General features: G+C 53.8%; 19 protein-coding genes. 12 read left to right on the forward strand and 7 right to left on the reverse strand.

Annotated elements, in window-relative coordinates; all coding sequences use genetic code 11:
* Nucleotides 1–2 precede the first annotated feature (2 nt).
* Complete coding sequence (locus TH30_RS12820; protein ID WP_114098497.1) at nucleotides 3–3,503, forward strand: hypothetical protein; 3,501 nt, start codon at nucleotides 3–5, stop codon at nucleotides 3,501–3,503.
* Between the two features lie 99 nt (nucleotides 3,504–3,602).
* The gene (locus TH30_RS12825) at nucleotides 3,603–4,922 is read left to right on the forward strand and encodes an SEL1-like repeat protein (protein WP_114098498.1); all 1,320 of its coding nucleotides are present in this window, start codon (nucleotides 3,603–3,605) and stop codon (nucleotides 4,920–4,922) included.
* Between the two features lie 146 nt (nucleotides 4,923–5,068).
* Here the strand turns inward: TH30_RS12825 and fliP are convergent, their stop codons facing one another.
* The 5 genes from fliP to csrA form a co-directional block, all read right to left on the reverse strand.
* Nucleotides 5,069–5,887, reverse strand: a complete 819-nt coding sequence (fliP, locus tag TH30_RS12830) for a flagellar type III secretion system pore protein FliP (RefSeq protein WP_181850272.1) — start codon at nucleotides 5,885–5,887, stop codon at nucleotides 5,069–5,071.
* Nucleotides 5,884–6,285 carry a FliO/MopB family protein gene (locus tag TH30_RS12835; RefSeq protein ID WP_114098499.1) on the reverse strand — a complete coding sequence of 134 codons (402 nt, stop codon included), beginning with the start codon at nucleotides 6,283–6,285 and terminating at the stop codon, nucleotides 5,884–5,886. Before TH30_RS12835 ends, fliP begins: the two co-directional genes overlap by 4 nt.
* A gap of 175 nt (nucleotides 6,286–6,460) precedes the next feature.
* Nucleotides 6,461–6,796: a hypothetical protein gene (locus tag TH30_RS12840; protein WP_114098500.1), complete on the reverse strand. Its 336-nt coding sequence runs from the start codon at nucleotides 6,794–6,796 to the stop codon at nucleotides 6,461–6,463.
* Entirely contained in the window at nucleotides 6,793–7,221 is a 429-nt protein-coding gene (locus TH30_RS12845) for an EscU/YscU/HrcU family type III secretion system export apparatus switch protein (RefSeq protein WP_114098501.1), read from the reverse strand. The genes TH30_RS12840 and TH30_RS12845 overlap by 4 nt, the downstream gene beginning before the upstream one ends.
* Before the next feature lie 246 nt (nucleotides 7,222–7,467).
* The gene (csrA, locus tag TH30_RS12850) at nucleotides 7,468–7,746 is read right to left on the reverse strand and encodes a carbon storage regulator CsrA (RefSeq protein ID WP_114098502.1); all 279 of its coding nucleotides are present in this window, start codon (nucleotides 7,744–7,746) and stop codon (nucleotides 7,468–7,470) included.
* A gap of 282 nt (nucleotides 7,747–8,028) precedes the next feature.
* Here csrA and flgB point away from each other — a divergent pair, with 282 nt between their 5' ends.
* From flgB to TH30_RS12890, 8 genes are all read left to right on the forward strand, one after another.
* Nucleotides 8,029–8,430 (forward strand): flagellar basal body rod protein FlgB, encoded by a 402-nt coding sequence (gene flgB / locus TH30_RS12855; protein WP_114098503.1) that lies wholly within the window; start codon nucleotides 8,029–8,031, stop codon nucleotides 8,428–8,430.
* 23 nt (nucleotides 8,431–8,453) lie between these two features.
* Entirely contained in the window at nucleotides 8,454–8,861 is a 408-nt protein-coding gene (gene flgC, locus TH30_RS12860) for a flagellar basal body rod protein FlgC (protein WP_044829525.1), read from the forward strand.
* A 46-nt stretch (nucleotides 8,862–8,907) separates the two neighbouring features.
* On the forward strand, nucleotides 8,908–9,234 hold the full coding sequence (gene fliE, locus TH30_RS12865) for a flagellar hook-basal body complex protein FliE (RefSeq protein WP_114098504.1): 327 nt from the start codon (nucleotides 8,908–8,910) through the stop codon (nucleotides 9,232–9,234).
* Nucleotides 9,235–9,400: 166 nt separating this feature from the next.
* Nucleotides 9,401–9,670: a flagellar biosynthesis protein FliQ gene (fliQ, locus tag TH30_RS12870; RefSeq protein ID WP_068517466.1), complete on the forward strand. Its 270-nt coding sequence runs from the start codon at nucleotides 9,401–9,403 to the stop codon at nucleotides 9,668–9,670.
* Between the two features lie 68 nt (nucleotides 9,671–9,738).
* Nucleotides 9,739–10,503, forward strand: coding sequence for a flagellar biosynthetic protein FliR (fliR, locus tag TH30_RS12875; protein ID WP_114098505.1), 765 nt, complete (start codon nucleotides 9,739–9,741; stop codon nucleotides 10,501–10,503).
* Nucleotides 10,504–10,553: 50 nt separating this feature from the next.
* Nucleotides 10,554–11,624: a flagellar biosynthesis protein FlhB gene (gene flhB, locus TH30_RS12880; RefSeq protein ID WP_114098506.1), complete on the forward strand. Its 1,071-nt coding sequence runs from the start codon at nucleotides 10,554–10,556 to the stop codon at nucleotides 11,622–11,624.
* 213 nt (nucleotides 11,625–11,837) lie between these two features.
* On the forward strand, nucleotides 11,838–13,841 hold the full coding sequence (locus TH30_RS12885; protein ID WP_114098507.1) for a methyl-accepting chemotaxis protein: 2,004 nt from the start codon (nucleotides 11,838–11,840) through the stop codon (nucleotides 13,839–13,841).
* 237 nt (nucleotides 13,842–14,078) lie between these two features.
* On the forward strand, nucleotides 14,079–16,700 hold the full coding sequence (locus TH30_RS12890; RefSeq protein ID WP_114098508.1) for a hybrid sensor histidine kinase/response regulator: 2,622 nt from the start codon (nucleotides 14,079–14,081) through the stop codon (nucleotides 16,698–16,700).
* A 60-nt stretch (nucleotides 16,701–16,760) separates the two neighbouring features.
* Here the strand turns inward: TH30_RS12890 and TH30_RS12895 are convergent, their stop codons facing one another.
* Nucleotides 16,761–17,660 (reverse strand): DMT family transporter, encoded by a 900-nt coding sequence (locus tag TH30_RS12895; RefSeq protein WP_114098509.1) that lies wholly within the window; start codon nucleotides 17,658–17,660, stop codon nucleotides 16,761–16,763.
* 401 nt (nucleotides 17,661–18,061) lie between these two features.
* Here TH30_RS12895 and TH30_RS12900 point away from each other — a divergent pair, with 401 nt between their 5' ends.
* Both TH30_RS12900 and TH30_RS12905 read left to right on the forward strand, forming a co-directional pair.
* Entirely contained in the window at nucleotides 18,062–18,691 is a 630-nt protein-coding gene (locus TH30_RS12900) for a substrate-binding periplasmic protein (protein WP_147251989.1), read from the forward strand.
* A gap of 675 nt (nucleotides 18,692–19,366) precedes the next feature.
* On the forward strand, nucleotides 19,367–19,987 hold the full coding sequence (locus TH30_RS12905; RefSeq protein WP_114098511.1) for a substrate-binding periplasmic protein: 621 nt from the start codon (nucleotides 19,367–19,369) through the stop codon (nucleotides 19,985–19,987).
* 13 nt (nucleotides 19,988–20,000) lie between these two features.
* Here TH30_RS12905 and TH30_RS12910 read toward each other — a convergent pair whose 3' ends face one another.
* Nucleotides 20,001–20,762, reverse strand: a complete 762-nt coding sequence (locus tag TH30_RS12910) for a PH domain-containing protein (RefSeq protein ID WP_114098512.1) — start codon at nucleotides 20,760–20,762, stop codon at nucleotides 20,001–20,003.
* Nucleotides 20,763–20,773: the final 11 nt, after the last annotated feature.

The raw sequence follows: 20,773 nt of genomic DNA on the forward strand, positions 1-20,773 counted from the left end.
GTATGGCAAAACTTGCCGTGCGCGTCCTGCTGGCGGTTGTTCTTGCGACCACCACGGCAATTTTGTTGCCCCTAGGCGGAATGCGCCCAGCAATGGCCCAGGCGGTTGATCCAGTTATCATCCGCTCCGGGCTGCATAGCGGTTATGGACGAATTGTTCTGCAATGGAGCAAGCCGGTCAATTACAGCGCCGAGATCATCGGCGACCAGCTTGTTGTGCGTTTTGACGAGCCGCTTGTTGCTTCCTTGCGCGGGGTGCTGACCCCGATTTCCAAATATGTTTCGGATGGGTTCTTTGATCCGGATGGTCGCACCGTCGCCTTTGTTCTGAGCGACGATTACGAAGTGCGCGCCTTTAATGTCGGAAGCAACGTTGTCCTTGATATTCTGGACAAGCAACCGCCGACACCGGTAGCTGCACCGGAACCGGCAGTACCATCGGTTCCGACCCCGGAACAAAAGCCGCAAATAACGCCCGCACCGACCAGCCCGGTTGAAACGGTGGCAACCGAAGATGCGACTGCTTTGGCAGATGCGTCAGCAGATCTTCTTGATGTTCGTGTCGGACGTCACCCGACGTTCTATCGGCTGGTTTTTGATTGGCCAACGCGTACGGATTATGCCCTGGAAGGCGATCAGGGATTGCAGACGGTTGCCTTTCAGTCTCCGGCGCGCATTGATGCCACGGGTCTGTCACGACGCCTGCCCGAAGGTGTGCGTATTCGCCAGGCCGCGACAAATCCGCTTGATGTTGTGATTGAAACCAGCCCGGCGCGCCAGCTGCGTCATTTCCGCTCGGGCAACAAGGTTGTCGTTGACATCATGGGCGCCCAGCGCGCACCCGCAAGTGAAACCGCACAGTCACGTTCAGCGTCGCCAGCAGAACCCCGGGACGAAGCGGTTGCCGTCGCCGCGCCGGATGCCCCGGTCGCCCCGGCACAGCAAAATGCGCAGCCGGATAGCCAGACAGGAACCAACACGCAGCCAGCTGCTTCAACCGGTGAGGTGCTGGATCCGAATTCACCCGAAGCACTGGCACGCGCAGCTGCCGCCGGGCAGGGCAATGGCGGTAGCACAGGCGGGGTGCCGCAGGAACGTACCAGCATCGGTGAAATGCCGGTTACGGTTGAACAGACTACGACAGAACTCACATTGGGCTTCCCGTTTGGGCAGCCCGGCGGGGCAGCGGTATGGTCGCGTGCCGGTTTCCTGTGGATGGCCTTTGATGTTCGGGCAAATCTTGATCTTGAAACCGTGCGTCAGGAAGCGTCACAGATCATCGGGGTAATCGAACAGATCGACAGTCCCTATGCCACCGTCTTGCGGATGACCATTCCGGACGGGGTTGGCCTTTACACAACCAGAACCGAAGTCGGTGACTGGCGTGTGACATTGCAGCAAGGCACCATGCAGCCGGTTGAAAAACTGGGTCCGTCGATTGAGCTTGATGACCAGACCCGTGCACGCCTGATTGTTCCGATTGAAGATGTCGGGCCGATTGTCCCGATTGATGATCCCGAAGTCGGTGATACCCTGCGCGTTGTGACAACAACACAATCGGGTTATGGCATCGAGGTCGCCCTGAATTATCCGGAATTCGAAGTGTTGCCGTCCGTGCAGGGGGTTGTTGTTGCGCCGATGAATGAAAGTGTTCAGGTGGCCGGTCGTGATGACGGGCAGGCCGTAATTGTTACTGCCGCCGATGGCCTGAACATTTCACCCGAAGGTGCGCGTCTGCTGGCCTCGGCAACCGGTGTGCGGGCAAGCACCGGTGATGGCCGTGAAGGTCTGATCTTTGATCTTGATACCTGGCGGCGTGGCGGACTTGATGATTTCAATGATGCCATTCGCGAGCTGCGCGGCAATATTGCCGAAAGCGGAGATGAACACCGCAACAAGGCCCGCCTTGAACTTGCGCAATATTATCTGGCCAACGGCCTTGGGCCAGAGGCCAATGCTGTTGTTTCCACAATGGAAGGCGACGATCCGCTGATTGCCCAGAAACTGCAATTCCGTGCGCTTAGGGCTGCTGTGAAGTTTCTGTATCGCGATTACGCCGAAGCAGAGCGTCTTCTTGAAGACGAACGGTTACGCGCCATTCCGGAAATGCAGTTGTGGCGGGCTGTGACCCTTGCTGCACTGGGGCGCCCGAATGAAGGTGCGCGTGATCTGCTTGAAAGTGTCCACATCCTTGATTTCTATCCGCCAGAGCTTCTGTCGCGGTTAGGGCCGCTTGCGACCGAGCAGGCCCTGATTGTTGGCAACCCGGAAGCGGGTATGGATCTGATCGACAAGATGCTGCTGACGGATGGACTTTCCGAGTCCAAGATCATGGATGTGCAATATCTCAAAGGGTTCTTTGAAGAAGAGGCCGGTGAACTCGAACAGGCGGTCGCCACCTGGGATCAGGTGGCCGAAGGAGATAACCGCAAGGCGCGCGCGCATGCAATTTTTGATCGTACCGAGCTTCTTATGCGTCTGGAACGCCTGACAATCGAAGATGCGATCGAACAGCTCCAGCAACTGCGTTTTGCCTGGCGTGGCGACGGTTTCGAGATGGCGTTGCTCAAACGCATTGGCGAGTTGCAAATCGAGAACAAGGATTTTCGCGACGGGCTTAATACGCTTCGACAGGTTGCGATTTTCTTCCCGAACAAGCCGGTCGCAACCGAGGCGACTGACATGATGCATACCACGTTCGAGAACCTCTATCTCGGCGATGACATCAACAATATTTCGGCGATCAAGGCGGTTGCGCTTTATGACGAATTCCGCGAACTGACCCCGGCGGGCGAGAAGGGGGATGAATTGATCCGCAGGCTTGCCGACCGTATGGTCGATGTTGAGTTGTTTGAACGTGCCGAGGACCTTCTTGAACATCAGGTCGATTTCCGACTGCAGGGGGTTGAAAAGGCCCGTGTCGGGGCCAGACTTGGTCTGGTCTATCTGCTTGATAGCAAGCCCGAGGAAACAATACGCGTCATTGACAATACGGAGACCCCCGATCTGTCCGACGAGCTGTCAACCCAGCGCCGCCACCTCAAGGCGCGGGCTTTGCTTGATACCGACCGGGGAGCTGAGGCAATTGCGTCTCTTGAAGGTGATTTTTCGAAGAATGCGGAGCTTTTGCGGGTCGATTATTATCGCCAGACGCGGGACTATATGTCGGCGGCTGAGACCTTCCAGCGTCTTGTCGGCGATGATGAAAAAAGCCCGACCGGTGAAATTTCGAATGAGCGCGCCCGCTATCTTTTGAACTGGGCGGTCAATCTTGCAATGGCTGGTCAGGAAAGAACACTTAACATGCTCAAACGCCGTTACGGCGAGGGCATGGCACAAAGCCCGTTCGCCGAGGCATTCAATCTGATTACGTCATCTCCGACGCAAGGCTTGATTGATTACCGTACCCTTGCCGACAAGGTCGACGAGGTTGAAAACTTTCAGGGCTTCCTTGCGACCTATCGCGACCAGTTGGAAAAGTCACAGCTTAGTGCTATAAATTAACGTTCGATAAATGTGTAACGTGGGTGATGTTCGCCAAAATGCGAGGTTTTCGCCCATTTTCTGCTGGTTTGAACGTGTGATAGCGAGTGTAGTGCTGTGATGGATCGTGCACTTAAAATGGTCTATTACGATGATGCGAATGTCGAAAAGGACATTTTTGCACAGCTTTCGCTTGCCCAGAAACATTTTCAAGGCGATGGAATGCCGCGCGACGAGTCTGCGACCCGTCGTATTCTGGACCAGATTCACCGCCAGAGCCGTGCATTTGCAGCCGTTTGCTATGGCTATATGCGTAGCAAGGGACTCGGTGTTTCCGAAGATCTGGGCGAGGGGCAGCAGTGGTACCGTGAAGCGGCCTACTGGTTCCATGAAGAAGCATCCTCTGGCGAACCGGTTTCGGCCAATAATCTTGGTTATCTGTATGCCAAGGGATTGGGCGTTCAGGAAAATGCCGAAACCGCCGCTCACTGGTTTGAAGAAGCCATCGAGTTCGGTTCGGTCGCAGCGCTTTATAATCTTGGTGTCTGCTATCTGAATGGCTGGGGCGTTGCCCAGGATGACGAAAAGGCAATCGAATATTTCGAACGCGCCAGCGATCTTAACGATCCGTCTGCGGCCAGCGTTCTTGCCTATCTTTATCTTGAAGGCCGCGGCGTGCGCCGTGATCCGGCAAAATCGTTTGAATTCAACATGCGCGCAGCACGCGCCGGCAGCATCGAAGCCGCATCCGCACTTGGCTATGCGCTGGGTGTCGGGCTTGGCGCGGAACGCAATATTGCCGAAAGCATCAGCTGGTTTGAGCTTGCCGCAAGCGAAGGCGATGCCTATGCGCAGGCAAACCTTGCTATGTATTTCTGTCATTCGCCGGATTTGAAGCTTTTCAATCGCGGCTGGACCATGTTGATGAATGCCTGCGATCAGGGCGATGCATCTGCGAAATATCAGATGACGCAAATCCTGATTTTCGGCGTGCCCCATCGCGAACCCGATTATTCCAGTGCGCTTGATCTGGCGATGGATCTGGCCGAGCTTGGGCATCCGGGTGGTTATCACCTGATCGGGGTGATGTATGAGCATGGTCTTGGCGTGCCGGTTGATATGGCGCGCGCTGCCACCTGGTATGAACGTGCGGCCCGCAAGGGTTCCGCGAATGGCCAGGCAGCCCTTGGGCGTCTCTATGCGATTGGCAGTGGCGTCGAACAGGATAACATTCTTGCCTATTACTGGCTGCGGATGTCGTCACCGACAGAAGGCAGTCAGGCCCAGCGCGAGATGGGGGCAATCCACGCCCGCATGACAGAGCGTGAACGTAACATTGCGGAGAAATTCGTGGCCGACAACCCTGGTCCGCGCCGGGGCAGCTTTGGTCTGAAACCGCTTGAACAAGATGTATTCAAGACCGTCAGACGACGGTCCTGACGGTCTTGCGCACGATGTGCGTATGGGGGATCTGGCAACTGCCAGAGTGCCTGAGTCTAGGGAAGTAAAGGGGTGAAACCCCGAAAAAAGCCGCCAGCTTGTGCTTGGCGGCTTTTATCATTGTGGTCGATGCTGAGTTACCCTGGCTAACGCCCGAAACTTTCGACAAGCGATCCGGCAATCAGGTACCAGCCATCGACCATTACAAAGAAGATAAGCTTGAATGGCAGGGAAATGATGACCGGTGGCAGCATCATCATCCCCATCGACATCAGGATACTGGCGACCACCATGTCGATGATCAGGAACGGAATAAACAGCAGGAAGCCGATTTCAAACGCGCGGCGCAATTCGCTGATCATGAAAGCCGGGATCAGGGAGCGCAGCGGAATGGTTTCGGGGGTGGTGACTTCAACGCCGGCCAGATTGACAAACAGCTGAAGGTCACGTTCACGCACCTGCGTCATCATGAAATCATGAACCGGTCTTACGGATCGCTCGAACCCTTCGAATTCGTCAATATTGCCGTTGATCATCGGCTGCAATCCCTCGTCCCAGACGCGTTCCAAGGTCGGCATCATGATAAACAGTGTCAGAAACATCGCCAGACTGATCAGGACCTGGTTTGGGGGGGATTGCTGAATGCCAAGAGCGGTCCTGAGCAGGCTGAGCACCACGATGATTCGGGTAAAGGACGTCACCATCATCAGGATGGCAGGTGCAATGCTCAGAACCGTGATCAGACCGATCAACTGAATAAGGCGACCCGATGACGTCACACCGGGGCCATCACCAAGATCAAAATTAAAGGTCTGTGCCTGAACCGTGTCGCCACCGGCAATCAGTGCGATCAAAGGGATCAGCGACCAAGTCGCACACAAGGTCAACCAGCGCGGCGCGTGCCATCCTGTTTTGCCCGGTTGTGTCTTGGGGGCAGTGGGTGTCTTTAGGTCGGTGCGGCTCATGCAGGGTTGTTCCTGTCGTTGGTCGTCGGGCGCGGACCGGTCGGGGTTGCTTCGGGTATATCTGATGACGTATCGGCTTTGTCTTTCTCGGGGGCAAGGTCGGTGGTTGATGTGTCGATCAGATCAACAAAATGGGTGCCGATATTGCGTTCAATCACCATATCGCCCTGCGGACCAAGCATGACAAGATGTTCGGTATCATCGCGACGCAGAAGAACAAGTCGTCTTTTTGTGTCGACCGGAACAACTTCAACCACGGACAGGCGACGCTTCGAACCCCGTCGGTTGATATTGCGCGCACCGGGAATAATCCGCCGTGCAACCAGTGCGAAGATGCCAATAATCCCCAGCACAAAAAGCAGAGCGGCAACAAACCGGTAATAGGCGCTTAAATCCATCAGGTCGCTTTCCCCGTGAACAATCCCGAACTCTGGTCAGAATGACCGATGTGATTGTTGTCTGTGTTTGCCATCGGTATTTCTGTTTACCGCGCCACCGACATACAGGCAAGTTGCCATCGAACAGATCATCGATGGCAGTTTGTTTGAAATCAGCCATTTGGCCGGTCACGGCCTATTTGGTGCGGGCAGCCTGCGCATAGGCATTTGTTGCCTGTGCGGTGTTACTGATGCCGCGCAACTGGCGCTGAATATCGGAATATTCTTTCTGCATGTTGGTTTCGAGCTGTCCGAGTTCGTCACCAAGAGCGGCCAAAAGCGGCGCAATGTCGCTACGCTGTTCGGGATCCATGGCGCGTGCCTGTTCACACAGATCGGCAATCCGGTGTTCAAGGGCCGATAACTCGACAACCTTGCCATCGTCCAGATATCTCTGTCCGGTCCGGATCAGGGACAGAACGCGTTTTAGATCCTTCTTGAACTGATCGGGCTTGAATTGTTCAGGGCTCATGACTGGCCTTCCCCGTTGCGATCAAAATTTCGATCAAATGATGTCGTCGCCTTGACCGTGTCTTGTGGTTCGGTCTTGCTGCGTGACGAACCACCGTAAATGCGGTTGATCCGATAGATGTAGTTCAGAATTTCGGCAACAGCCGCAAAGGCCTCCAGCGGGATTTCGCTATCGACATCGACTGCCATCAGAATTTCAGCAAGATCACTGTCCTTGCGGACCTTGATCCCGTTGGCAAAAGCGACTTGCAATATCTGTTCCGCAACGCTGCCTTCGCCCTTGGCACTTAATATGGGGGCATTGTCACGTCCATGTGCATACCGAAGTGCGACGGCTTTCTGGCCATCTTCGCCCGGTGCCGCAAGATTGCCTGTCCTGCCTGCCGGTTCGTCGGTGATGTCATAGGTGGTTTTTTTCCCGCTCATACGACCCTTCAATTCAGGACGCTGTTGCCTGATCTCTTCATCAAGCCTCGACCATAGATCAGAGATGGTCAACAAATCGTTGTCGAACCAGCATCGGACAGGCGAGGAAATTCTCGAAGAGAAAAAAGCGGGAGAGAGCCGGATCGGGGGTCAATATCCTGGCTACCTGCCCGGAAGATGACGGTGCCTGTTGCCAGGCAAAAGATATATTACAGGCGCCGGTCATTCCGGCCTTGCCCGGATCAATCAGCTGTTGCCGACATTCTCGTCGGTGTCTGCTTCTTTTTCGTTGGTGTCCTTGGCCGGACTGTTCACCCCGCCGAGATGGCGAATGATGTCTTCGCTAACGGCCGCCGAACGGTTTTCTTCCTGAATACGGTCATAGAGTTCGCGTCGAAGAACCTGAACATCTTCGGGGAAGGTAAAGCCAAGCTTGACGGTCTTGCCACGGACCTCAACGACGGTGACTTCGATATTGTCATCAATGACAACGGAGTCGCCAACTTTTCGTGTGAGATAGAGCATACAGTGTCCCGGTTTCGATAGATGGCAAACAAAATTTACCAGATCGGACACAATATGCCCGCTTTCAAACGCGGGGTCTAGTGCCCGCCGTTAATTGGGTGAAATGCCGTCAATTTCAAAGATCTTTTGGTCTTTGGCACGCTTCATGCATTTCAGTTTGCAAGGTCAATCGAGGCGGCAAAATCATCCGTCCGGGGGATCCGGTCCCGATCAGGGCGATGGCGTTAACGTCGGCTTTACCCGCGCAATCAATACTCGGAAAGCGCAGACAAGGAGCAGGAAATGGATATCGGCAAACTTGGCATGTTCGCCAACATGAAAGAAAAGATGGACTGGCTGACACAGCGCCAGGAAGTCATTGCGCAGAATATTGCCAACTCCGATACGCCAAACTACCGCGCCAGCGATCTCAAGAAATTCGACCCGAAGAATATTGGTCGTGACCGCCAGTTCATCCTTGCGATGGAGGCAACCACGCCGGGCCATAGTCAGGGGCTTCAAAAACCCCAGAACTTCAAGGACGAGGAAGTGCGCAAGAACTATGAAGTCGCGCCGGGCAAAAACGCCGTCATCCTTGAAGAACAGATGGTCAAGATGAACGAAAACCAGGTCGATTATCAGACCATGACCCGGCTGTATGCCAAACAGAAATCAATGTTCATTTCGGCCCTTGGTCGCGTGTAATCCGAAGCTGGAGAGTTAGAACCATGGAACTTTACAAGGCTTTTAAAATCTCGGCTGCCGGCATGCGCGCACAGGGAACCCGTCTTCGTATTGCTGCGGAAAACGTGGCCAACGCCGACAGTCTTCCGACCGCACCGGGTCAGGACCCGTATCGACGCAAGCTTCTGACCTTCAAGAACGTCATGGATCGTGAGGTCGGTGTGGAAATGGTCAAGGTCAATAAGGTAATGCCAGACCGTTCCGATTTTGGTATGAAGTACGAACCAAGCCATCCGGCGGCCAACGATCAGGGCTATGTTCAGACCCCGAATGTTGAAACGCTTGTTGAGATGATGGATATGCGTGAAGCACAGCGTTCCTACGAGGCCAACCTCAATGTGATCCAGTCTTCGCGCAGCATGTTGCTCAAGACCCTTGATATTCTGCAATAGGCAGTCGATATCCAAAGACAGTTAAGACGCTTAAGGAACAAGACCCATGGTCGCCAGCTTCAACGATGCCATTTCTGCCTACCGCAATGCGGCCTCGGGCAAGACCAATACCGTTGCGGAAACCGTAACCGGCACCGGTACGAAGGTGAATCCGGGGGAAAGTTTTGCCGACATGGTTCGTGGTGCTGCTCATGATGCGCGCGCGACCATGGCCAACAGTGAACAAATGACCCAGAAGGCCATCACCGGTGACGCGGAACTCCATGAAGTTGTCACGGCGGTTTCGGCAGCCGAGGTAACCCTGCGTACTGTGGTCTCGGTTCGTGACAAGGCTTTTGAAGCCTATCAGAGCATTTTGAACATGCCGGTCTGATCTTTTATGTGATCGACATCCTGTGACAGAACCGCACGTCAATCGTGCGGTTTTTTGTTTTGGGCAGTCGGGGATACAGGAAATCATGGCAATCATGTCGCCAAATCCTGTATGAATAACAGTGGTACTTCAATGTACTGCGTATGAAGGCGAGGCGGGAAGACCGATGGATCAAGCTGAAATCATGGATGTGGCCTATGACGCGGTGTGGACACTGCTGAAGGTGACCACGCCGTTGATGCTAATTGCGCTTGGTGTCGGTCTGATTATTGCGCTGTTTCAGGCCCTGACCCAGATTCAGGAAATGACACTGACCTTTGTTCCGAAAATCCTGGTGATTTTCATTGCCCTTCTGGTGTTGCTGCCGTGGATGATCACGGAGATGACCGAGTTTATGGGGCGGATGGTCGATCATTTCATCGGGTTACCCAATTAGCGACGAAACGGGGATGCTGGCCCAGAGCGCGTCCGGAACGCTTCTGATGCAAGGCGGTCAAAGACAAGATGGATCTTCAGGAGCTTCTTACGCTTAATGTCTATGTCGTCCTGATGACATTCGCCAGGGTGGGGGCGGCGTTTGCCTATATGCCCGGCATTGGCGCGCGTTCGGTTCCTGCACGAGCACGTCTTGTTTTTGCGTTCTGGGTTGCCGTGGTGATTTCACCGCTTGCCGGGCCGTTATTCCCGCCACAGCCGGCCGATGCACCATCGCTTTTGCTTGTGATCGGATATGAAGTGACGGTCGGGCTGTTTTTCGGACTGTTCGCACAGGTCATGATGGCAGGTATTCAGACAGCCGGGTCGATTATTGCCTATCTGTCCTCAATGGCGAACGCCTTTACTGCTGATCCGCTTTCAGGGGCGCAAAGTGCGGTGACGGGCAACCTTTTGATGCAGATTGGTTTGGTGTTACTGTTTGCAACCGGGATGGATCATTTGATGATTCAGGCGGTTTTTGAAAGCTATTCCCTGTTCCCACCGGGTGGAGTCCTTCCGGTAGGCGATATGAGCGAATTCTTTTCAAGGGCATTGAACGACAGTTTTGTGATTGCGATGCAGATGTCGGCACCTTTCCTGATCGTTGCCATCGTTTTGCAGATTGCCCTGGGCTTGCTCAATAAACTGATGCCGCAATTGCCCGTCTTCTTTGTTGCGATGCCAATTCAGATTGCGCTGGCCTTGCTTTTGTTGACCTTGGCCCTGCCATCCATGATGATGGCATATCTTGGATATTTCGAGAACGGGCTTGAGGCGTTTCTCAATCCGTAAGGCGGATTGGCCGGGCAAGGTTCCGGTATCCGCCCAGCATGAGTTTATGCATGGCAGAAGAAGACGACAGCCAAAAGACAGAAGACCCCACAAGTAAAAAGCTTGAGGATGCCCGAAAAAAGGGTCAGGTGCCGGTTTCCAAGGAAGTCGGTAACTTCATGCTGTTGTTTGGTGGTGGTCTGGTCATCCTGATGATGGGGCCGACCATGGCCCAGGGCGTGCGTGACCTTGCTGTCGGTTTTATCGAACATCCCCATATGCTTGATGTATCGAATGCCGGGATACCCTTGCTGTTCAAGGATGTCATTCTGGGCATGCTTTGGGTATTGGGCATTCCGTTTGTGCTTTTGGTGTTTTTTGCCGCTGCCGGGCATATCATGCAAAACGGTATTGTTGTTGCCGCTGAACGGATCGAGCCGAAACCCGACAAACTCAATCCGCTCAACGGGCTCAAGAACCAGTTTTCGCTAAAAACCCTTGTCGAGTTTGTCAAAAACGTCAGCAAGATTGTGCTGGTAGGGGTGGTTCTGACCGTCGTGATCATGCCCGAACTGCTTGATATCGAACTCTATCCCCAGATGTCGCTTGGCCTGACTCTTGAACGGCTTTACGACATGATTGTGATCTTGCTGATCGCGACAATTTCACTGACGGCGGTGATTGCCGGGCTCGACTTTGCCTATCAAAGGTACGAGTTCAACAAACAGATGAAAATGTCCAAGCAGGAAATCAAGGACGAATATAAGCAGACCGAAGGTAGCCCGGAAATCAAGGCCAAGGTCCGTCAGATCAGGATGCAACGCGCCCAACAACGCATGATGTCGAACGTGCCAAAAGCCGACGTTGTCATCACCAACCCGACGCACTATGCGGTGGCCTTGCAATATGATGTTGGTGCGATGGCAGCCCCGGTTTGTGTTGCCAAGGGGCAGGATAATATCGCGCTTAAAATCCGTGAAGTCGCCGAAGAACACAAAATCACGATCATGGAAAACCCGCCGGTTGCCCGTGCCCTGTTCGCAACCGTGGAAGTCGATCAGGAAATCCCGCCAGAACATTATAAGGCCGTTGCAGAAATCATCTCCTTCGTCTTCCGCCAAAAAGGCAAGAAGCTGGGTTAGGGCGAACAGCACCTGTTCAGTTTCCTGTCATGTTTCCCCGTCATAGAAACTGTAAAAATTCTGAATTGTAGCGATCTGGATCAAGGCAGATTTGGTAGGTCGCGATAATCTGAATATTGCAGTTCCCTTTTGGTGGTTATCATACTATACGAATGTAATGCGTTCTCGTTCGTGTGAGTTCGTGCGACGGTCAGAGATGGTGAGATTAATCTGATGAATTTAAGGATATCCGGGCAGATTTTCCTGTCTAATGCGATCATCGTTGTTATGTTGATCATCGTAGCTATTGGTATCGGTGCTGTTAATTCAGACGGCCGTCAGGCAACATCGGAGGCGGTAAGGATCGGTGTTGTTGCCAGCACGGATATCCCTGATCTGATCAAAAGTATCGAAGGCGCACGCTATAACGTCATTCAGGTTCAGCAATGGCTCAGCGACATTTCCGCAACTCGCGGGCTTGATGGCCTTAATGACGGTTTTGACGAGGCAGAAGTCGCGGCAAAGGGGCTTGCCGAGAACCTTATTGTCGCGAAAAATCTGGCCAAAAAGCTTGGTCAGACAGAACTGTTGAGTTCGCTTGATATCGTCGAGGCTGCCTTCCCTGCTTATTATGAAGCTGGCAAGAAAATGGCGCAGGGTTACATCGATGGTGGCCCGGAAGTCGGCAACAAGATGATGAGCAGCTTTGACGATGCCGCCGAGAAGCTGTCTGCGGCACTGGAAGTTGCGGTCGACAATACAGATACCTACGCGAGTTCTGTCGAAGCGGAACTGGTTGAGAAGTTGGTCGGCCTCGAAAAAAATGTACAGTCGATTTTCTGGCTGACAACATCTGTTACCGTTGCCTCGATCCTGATCTGTGCGCTGATTGCGTGGGTCATGCATCGCCGTATTTCCAGCCCGGTCGCCCAAAGTGTCAATATGCTCGGTCAACTGGCCGATGGTAATTATGATCTGTCGCTCAATAAATCGGATCGCAAGGATGAAATCGGGGATCTGGTTCGGGTGATGCATGTCTTCCGCGAGACAGGTCTGAGTAACCTTAAAATGCGCGAGCAGCAGGAAGCTGATCGCAAAGAGGCTGAAAAACAGCGACAGCAATCATTGATGCAGATGGCTGAACGGGTTGAAAGTGAAACCCGCCGTGTTGTTGAAATGATTTCCGGGCAGACCAATGAGCTTGCAAATGCTGCCCAGCGTATGTCGAGCTCGGCTGATCTGGTTCAGGGGAATTCCGAAACCGTCGCGGCAGCATCTTCGCAGGCACTGGCAACCGTCGAAGCCGTCGCCGGCGCGGGTGAAGAACTCAATTCTTCGCTTGGTGAAATCAACGGTCAGATTGCACGGGCCAACCGTGTCAGCGAAGATGCTGTTGAAGCAAGCCGTTCGACCGAAACCACGGTTTCACAGCTTGCCGACAGTGTCCGCGGCATTGGCGAAGTGGTTGAGCTGATTTCCGGTATTGCTGAACAAACCAATCTTCTGGCCCTGAATGCGACGATTGAAGCTGCCCGTGCCGGTGACGCTGGCAAAGGTTTTGCCGTGGTCGCGCAGGAGGTCAAAAACCTTGCGACCCAGACCAGTCGTTCGACTGATGAAATCGCCCGCCAGATTTCTGAAATTCAGGCGGTAACGGACTCTGCGGTCAAGGCTATGGCAATGATTGCCGAGAAAATTCACGAGATGGACGAAGTTTCGACCGCGATTGCTGCTGCTGTTGAAGAACAGAGTGCTGCAACGGCCGAAATCGCGCGCAACGTCAGTGAAACAGCATCAGCTTCGCGCGAAGTCTCGATGCGGATCAGCGAAGTTTCAACCGAGGCTTCCGAAACTGGTCGTATGGCCGCTGAGGTCGGAACGCTTGCACAGAATGTGGCAGACGCCGTCCGTGATCTGCGCGTTGTTCTGGTGGAGGTTGTTCGTACCTCGACATCCGATGTTGATCGCCGGACTTCCAAGCGTCATCCGTCTGTTGTCGAGATTTCCTATCGCTATGGCGGCAAATCCGGACGGGCCAAACTTGAAAACGTCTCGGAAAAGGGGGCATTGCTGGTGTCGAATGAAAACTTTGGCAAGGGCAGCAAGATCGATCTCGAACTTCCGGGCATTTCTGGTTCCATGCGGGCGGTTGTCCGCAATGTCAGCGACGGCAATGTTAGTGTCGAGTTTGATGGAACAAAACTTGACGAAGCACAGGTTAAACGCTTGGCGCGTTAAAAGACAAAGCATCGCAACGGGCTTGCATCGTCGTGATCGCCCGACAATCTGATGAGAAGGCAGGACCGGAAATGGTTCTGCCTTTTTGCTGTTTGATCAGCGGTGTTTTGTGTGGTTGGTCGAAACAGTGACGGCGCGGGATAAAGGTGTCGGCAAAACTTGCCGGTAGCCAGTCGCGTGATAACCAGCTAAAAGTATAGACTATTTTGATAAGTTATTGTCGTTAAAGGCGGTCGCGTGCTGTTTCGGGGGCTCATCCTTGCTGTAAGTGTCGCATTTGTTGTGTTTGTCTTTGTCCTGATGGATGTTCTGGCAAAGGCAGGCCTTGATGCGCGTTTAATGTGGATCATCGGTGCGATGGTCACGGGCGTTGCCATTATTTCGGTGGCGGCGCTGGCCCTGTCTGCGCGCTGGCGCAATGGCGGTCATTCCGAGCTCGGACCGCTGATTTCCGGTTTTGGCAAATCCGACATCGGCATTGCGCTGATTGATGCCTATGGCCGCACCCTTTATGCCAACCCTGCCTTCTCACGCAAACTTGGTATCGAACCCGGATCGGACATGTTGTCCGCGCTTGAAGCGCGCCTGTCGTTTCTGGGGATCGGGAGTGACGATCTGGCCGAACTGCGCACACGTGCAATGCGTGGTGAGAGCGGTCAGATGTTTGTTGATCTGTCGCGTTCTGAAAAGTTCGAAGCCGATAACGCAACTTCCGAAGATGCCGCCGCGCCTGACGGCGGCGAAGCAGAAAATACTGACGTCGATAACACGGTTGATGCAGCCAAAAATGCGGAAGCGGGAGCAGTTGTCTGCCTGCGCATTTCCGTGACCGAGGCAAATGCCCGTGCCGGTCAGATGCTTTGGACGGTTGATGGTGTTGATGGCTCTGTCATGTCGGAAAGCGGTGCTTCGCTGTTGCTGCCATCGACCGAAAGCCAGCCCAGCTTTGCCCTGTCTGCACCGATTGCGCCTGAAATGGTGTCGAGCTTGCCGGTTGCCCAGGCCGCGGGCGGGTTTGAGCATGCCGATCAGATGATTGAACGGCTTCCGGTGGGGGTATGCGGGCTGGATGAAGAAGGCCGCATTCTTTATCTCAACCGTCGTCTGGCAAGCTGGCTTGGCGGGGAACCCGAAGAGTTCAATGACGGTACGGTCGAACTGGCTGACCTGATTGTTGGCGACGGGATCAACGGTGAAGTCAAATTCAAGGTGTCTGGCGGTGAACCCATTCGCTGCTTTGTGACCCATTCGATCAATGCACCGGGCACAGGTCCGGTCCGCAGTCAGGCCGTGATCTTCCCTGATCCGATGCCCGCCCATGAATGGGAACACGCCCTTGCCGAGACCGAGCGCCGGGTGCGCTGGTTCTTTGATGAAAGCCCGCTTTCGATCGTTCTGGCTGATATGTCGGGCACGGTGACCGATGCCAACCGTGCATTTATGCAAACCGCCGGTCAGAAGCATTCCAATGTCGTGGGGCGCTCGATCCTTGAGCTGATCCTGCCCGAGGATCGTGATGAAGTGGCCCGCTATTTGTCCAAGGCCGTGATGGGCATGGGTAAGGGCGGTCAGATCGAAGCCCGCCTTGCAGGTGCCCGAGGGGTGGCCGCGCAGATTTATCTGCAACGTGTGGCGGGCCGCTCAGGCGAAGCCGGGGCGTTGCTTCTGAACTTCCTGGATACGACCGAACAGAAGAACCTGGAAGAACAGTTCGCCCAGTCCCAGAAAATGCAGGCTGTCGGTCAGCTTGCCGGTGGGGTGGCCCATGACTTCAACAATCTTCTGACCGCGATGATCGGGTTCTGTGATCTGCTGCTATCGCGCCATGGGCCGGGTGATCCGAGCTTTGCCGACATCATGCAGATCAAACAGAATGCCAATCGTGCTGCCAATCTTGTCCGGCAGCTTTTGGCGTTTTCCCGTCGTCAGACCCTGCAGCCGAAAATCATCAATATCACTGATGCGCTTGCAGAAATGTCGAACCTGCTGCGTCGTCTGATTGGCGAGAAGATTGATCTTAAAGTCACCCATGGCCGTGACATTGGTCTGGTCAAGGTCGATCCGGGCCAGCTTGATCAGGTGATCATTAACCTTGTCGTCAATGCGCGCGATGCCATGGCGGGTGAGGGCGGAACGCTGACGGTTCAGACCAGCAGCGAGATCGTCGATGAACCGACTGCAACCGGCACCGAAGTCATTCCGCCCGGCGATTATATCGGCATCAAGGTGACCGACACCGGCATCGGCATTCCCAAAGACAATCTGACCCGCATTTTCGAGCCCTTCTTCTCGACCAAGCAGCGTGGCGAGGGGACCGGTCTTGGTCTTTCGACGGTTTATGGCATCGTCAAACAGACTGGCGGCTTTATTGCGGTCAATAGCGAGGAAGGCAAAGGCACGACCTTTACCATCTATCTTCCGCGCTATGAGGCGACCGAACAGGAACTGGCCGAAACCCAGGCCGTAACCGAAGAAGCCCCGTCACGCGATCTGACCGGGACCGGTGCGATCCTTCTGGTCGAGGATGAGGATGCAGTGCGGACCTTTGGCGCGCGTGCCTTGCGCAGCAAGGGCTATGACGTGCTCGAAGCCAATAATGGTGAAAACGCGCTTGAGGTCCTCAACAAGACCGACAAGACCATTGATCTTGTGATTTCCGATGTCGTCATGCCCGGCATTGACGGCCCCAGCCTGATCCGCATGCTGCGCGAGAAAAAACCGGAACTCAAAGTTATCTTCATCTCGGGCTATGCCGAAGATACCTATCGCGACGAGCTTGACGAGGAAAACGGTGTGCATTTCCTGCCCAAACCTTTCTCGCTCAAGGATCTTGCGACCAAGGTCAAGGAAGTCCTCTAATCACAAAAAAGGCGACCAGCATGCGGTCGCCTTTTTCTTTTGTTCTTCGGCGTGATCTTGTCACGGGATATCGGGCATTTGGGCGCGCGGGCGCATCCAGGCGGGCACAAGATTCAAGACCAGTGCGCAGCCAACCATGATCGTGACCCCGCCTGCGAACTGCATGGCGGAAAGCTTTTCATCAAGTACGGTGGCACCAACAAATACCGCGATCACCGTCACCAGAAACTCCACACTGATAGCCCGTGTCGGGCCAATGGATGCGACCAGTCGGAAATAGACGATATAGGTGCAAACACTCATCAGTACGGCCGCGATGATCAGATACATGTAGTCTTCTGCGACCGGTGTGCGTTCAAGCGGTACGGCAAGGATCAGTGGCAAGGTCATCAATCCGCCAGTCAGAAATGCGCCGATGGTGGTTTCCCAATTGCCCGTTTCGCGCAAGTGACGGCTGGCATAGTTGCTGCCAAAGGCGGCGCAGAATGCAGCTAGGACGGATGCCACACATCCCAGTGCAAATTCGGTCGTAACCGGAACAGCTGGAAAACCAACCAGAAGCACTATGCCGCCAATACCCAGAACAAGACCGGCAAAGCTTTGACGGGTGGCGCGTTCAAGGCCCCAAAGCTGGCTGATGATCATGGAAAACAGTGGAATGGCGGCAACAAAGATCGCCGCCATGGCGGTTCCGATCCGCGGGGCCGCATAAGACAGCCCGATCAATTGTCCGGCAACCGTGGTTGCCCCGACAATGGCAAACGGACGCCAGCCAGCCGCGAAATCCAGCTTCCGACGAAACAGGCGGGCCAACAGATAAAGCGATCCGGCGGCGATCAAAGCGCGGAACGTGACAGCGCCCACCCAGCCAAAGGCTTCAACGATTTTGATAACAACAAGGAATGAAAATCCCCACACGATGGCAAGGAACAGGTAACGGGCAATATCCCCGAATTTCATTTGGTCGACGTCCGGCGTTGGGGCACCTTCATCCGTCAGGGATGTGGCGCGACATTTTGAAAGACCGGGGACGTGTCATGGTGGTGGCGCAGGCCCCGAAGTTGCGGCAGGTCACCGCGACGCGATGGTGCGTGGGGCAATGGATTTGGTCAAGCGCGAAAAGACATCATGATGTCGTATTTCTAGATATAGCCAAATGACCGCAGCCGTCCTATCCTGACGAACAGCAAATCAGAATCGCTTGATAGAATGTAAAAGGTGTCGCTGAAATCGTGACGATTTGTTTGGGCCGCCATAGCCGGGAAAGCGGACGCCCTGCGACAAACAAGGTGACGCCAAATCACAAACGCGGTTTCGAACGAAACTGTGTTTTTGCAGCATACACTTTGCTCGGGCTGGTTTTGTCACTGGCTTCTATGTCACCGGTTCAGGCTGATCAGGTTTGTCTGCGTATTGCATTGCCGGAAATTCACGTCGATGACCAGAAACTGGAACTGTATCGTCGGGTGATGGAAGAGGCCGGTCTGTGTGTTCGTCCCGTCGCATTGCCACAAATAAGGGCATTTTCCGAGATCCGTTCCGGGGAAATTGATGGTGTGTTTGCCGCGCGGGATGATCTTCACGAACAGTTTGACGTGCCGATGGTGCATGGTGAGGTCGTTCTTGGCAGGCTTAAAGGTTTTCTGGTCGTAAGCAACGGCCCGATAGCTGGCATCCAGGATCTGAACAACGAGGTTCTTGGCGTGCCGTTGGGCGCGACCTGGCCAGAGAAGCTTATTGCGAACTATCCGAATGTTGTCAAAGTCCCCAAAGGGGCAGATATGCTAAAGCAGATGCTTCAAGAAGGGCGGATTGATGCCATGTTGCTTGACGCCTATTCGCTGGAAATCTCTGGGGGTGTTCCCGACGGGTTTAAGGCTGTCCCTGTTGACGAGTTCTTTGTTTATAGCTGGCTGAAAGCAGAATTTGCCTATTTGATGCCCCGGTTTGACATGGCAACTGCGAATTATCTTCGGATCGTAAATCCCTAGGCTGCGACGGTACGAAGCCATGTGATGTGCGCGATGTCCTGACTGGATATTTTAAATCCACGGTGGTGATTTAGATTTCTTGCATGTTTGTTTCGTTTTTATCTATAGTTGAATCCGGTTGGCGGTAACATTCCGCCGACAAGACCAAAAAAGAATACGAACAGGTCCGGTACTCAGTAAATGAAGACCGGAAAACAGGCGAGAAACAGTACATGAACAAGGTTCGATAAATGAACCTGTCGTGATGCTGGCTTGGGGGTAAGAATGGCGAAACGCACGTCGACCGGGATCGCACGATCCTGCATGGTGGCTATTATTTTTATCGTGGCCTTGTTGCTATCATTTGAATTGCTACCGTCTGCGCAGGCAGATGGGATTGATGCGCCAGCATCCTTCGTGACCGTGTCAGAACATAATTGATTCCGACAGGTATCCGGCGCAATTACAATGGCTTTACCTTCCCGGTTCTGCCATACAGACAATCATATATGTGCCGTCGGCACCAAGGGCATGTGAACACCGACAACCAGAACAACTGAATTCCTTGCCTGATACGGAGCTGATCTGCTAAGTGCCTGATCCAAAGTGATTGAAAAGGTTGAGACCGGAGTTGCGTCGTTGCCGTTATCGTCCGTTGCCCGGGTTTTTCTGGCCTCGTTAGTATGCTTGACCTTTATGTCGTCAGCACAGGCGCGTAACTGTCTGTCTTTATCTTCACCAAACGACTATCTTGGCTTGAAAGTCGGCGAAGAGCTTGAACATCTTTTTGCCCTGCAGAGTCCCTGTTTCATTGTCAGTTACAATCCGGCTGCCAGATCGGCACAAATGCTGCTTGATGGTGAAGTGGATGGTGAATTACTTCGGATAGAAGGGTTCGAGCCATACAAGACAGCAGACATGGTTATGGTGCCGGTTCCCCTGATCATCGGTGAGGCCATTCTTGTCACCCGTGATTTCAAGGTGTCAGCGATTGAAGATATCTCTCAGGCTACTCTCGGGATACGTCGCGGCACAGAATGGTCAGATAGTTTGTCGCAAGGCCATGAAAACACGATCACTGTGCCGAGCTACGAATTGATGGTCGAGATGTTCAAAAAGGGTCGTATTGATGCCTTTCTGATCGATGATCTGAACCTTCGCGAATACAGGGATACACTCGCCGGGATGAACAAGGTCGTCCTGAAACAGAGCGGTGCCTATATCTGGCTTTCCAAAGAACATGAAAACCTGGTGCCGGACGTCGCCCGTATTCTGCGTGAATTTTACGCCCAAGGACATTCATTCGCAGGCCTGTAAGCCCGGATATTCCTTACATTTCCGGTGTGCGTGTGGATTGAGGATCAGCTTCAATCGCCTGATTTGAGCCCAGATGGGTGATGTCGATCGGGGCGTTCTGGTTCTGATTGGCGTAAACGCGCCCAAAGAAATCCGACAGCTGCTTGGCGACATCTTCGGGATGGCTGACCTGATGCAGGGTGAAGGTATGCCCGATCCGGTCGGTGATATGCAGATCACCATAATCAAAGATATTGCCGACAACACTTTTGCTGATGCGGGTGGATTTGATCGCCTCAAACCCGCGATCATCCTGATCTTTGCGCAAAACACCGCTGCGCGTGACAATCCGGTTATTGGTAATGACGCGTTCAAAAAAGAACAGATCACGGATCGCGGTCAGGGGCAAAAGCAGGCTGTCTTTTGCGGCCCGTGTTGAAACACCAAGGACGCGGCGCAGGATGCTCCAGACAATCGAAATGGCTGCCAGGATCAAACCGATCAGGGCAAAGGAAAAGACGAATTCATATTCCTCCCAGATCCGGTCAAGGGCGGCAAATGCCTCGGGCCCGGTCAGAAGGCTCCGGAATTCCGGCATCAGGAAATTGTAAATTTCACGCCAGTGATAGGACGCATAGATCAGGGCGGCAATCCAGATGATCTTGATCAAACCGGGGACGAGAACCGACACCGCCGATATCGGCAAATCCATGATCACGACTTCACCGTCATGAAGGTATCGGCGAATTCCCTTGAACGGTTTACCGTTGCTGTCTTTTTGTCGGGCCTTGGTCATGCTTGGATCCT

The sequence above is a fragment of the Thalassospira profundimaris genome (assembly GCF_003326795.1).
GTDB lineage: Bacteria > Pseudomonadota > Alphaproteobacteria > Rhodospirillales > Thalassospiraceae > Thalassospira > Thalassospira profundimaris_C.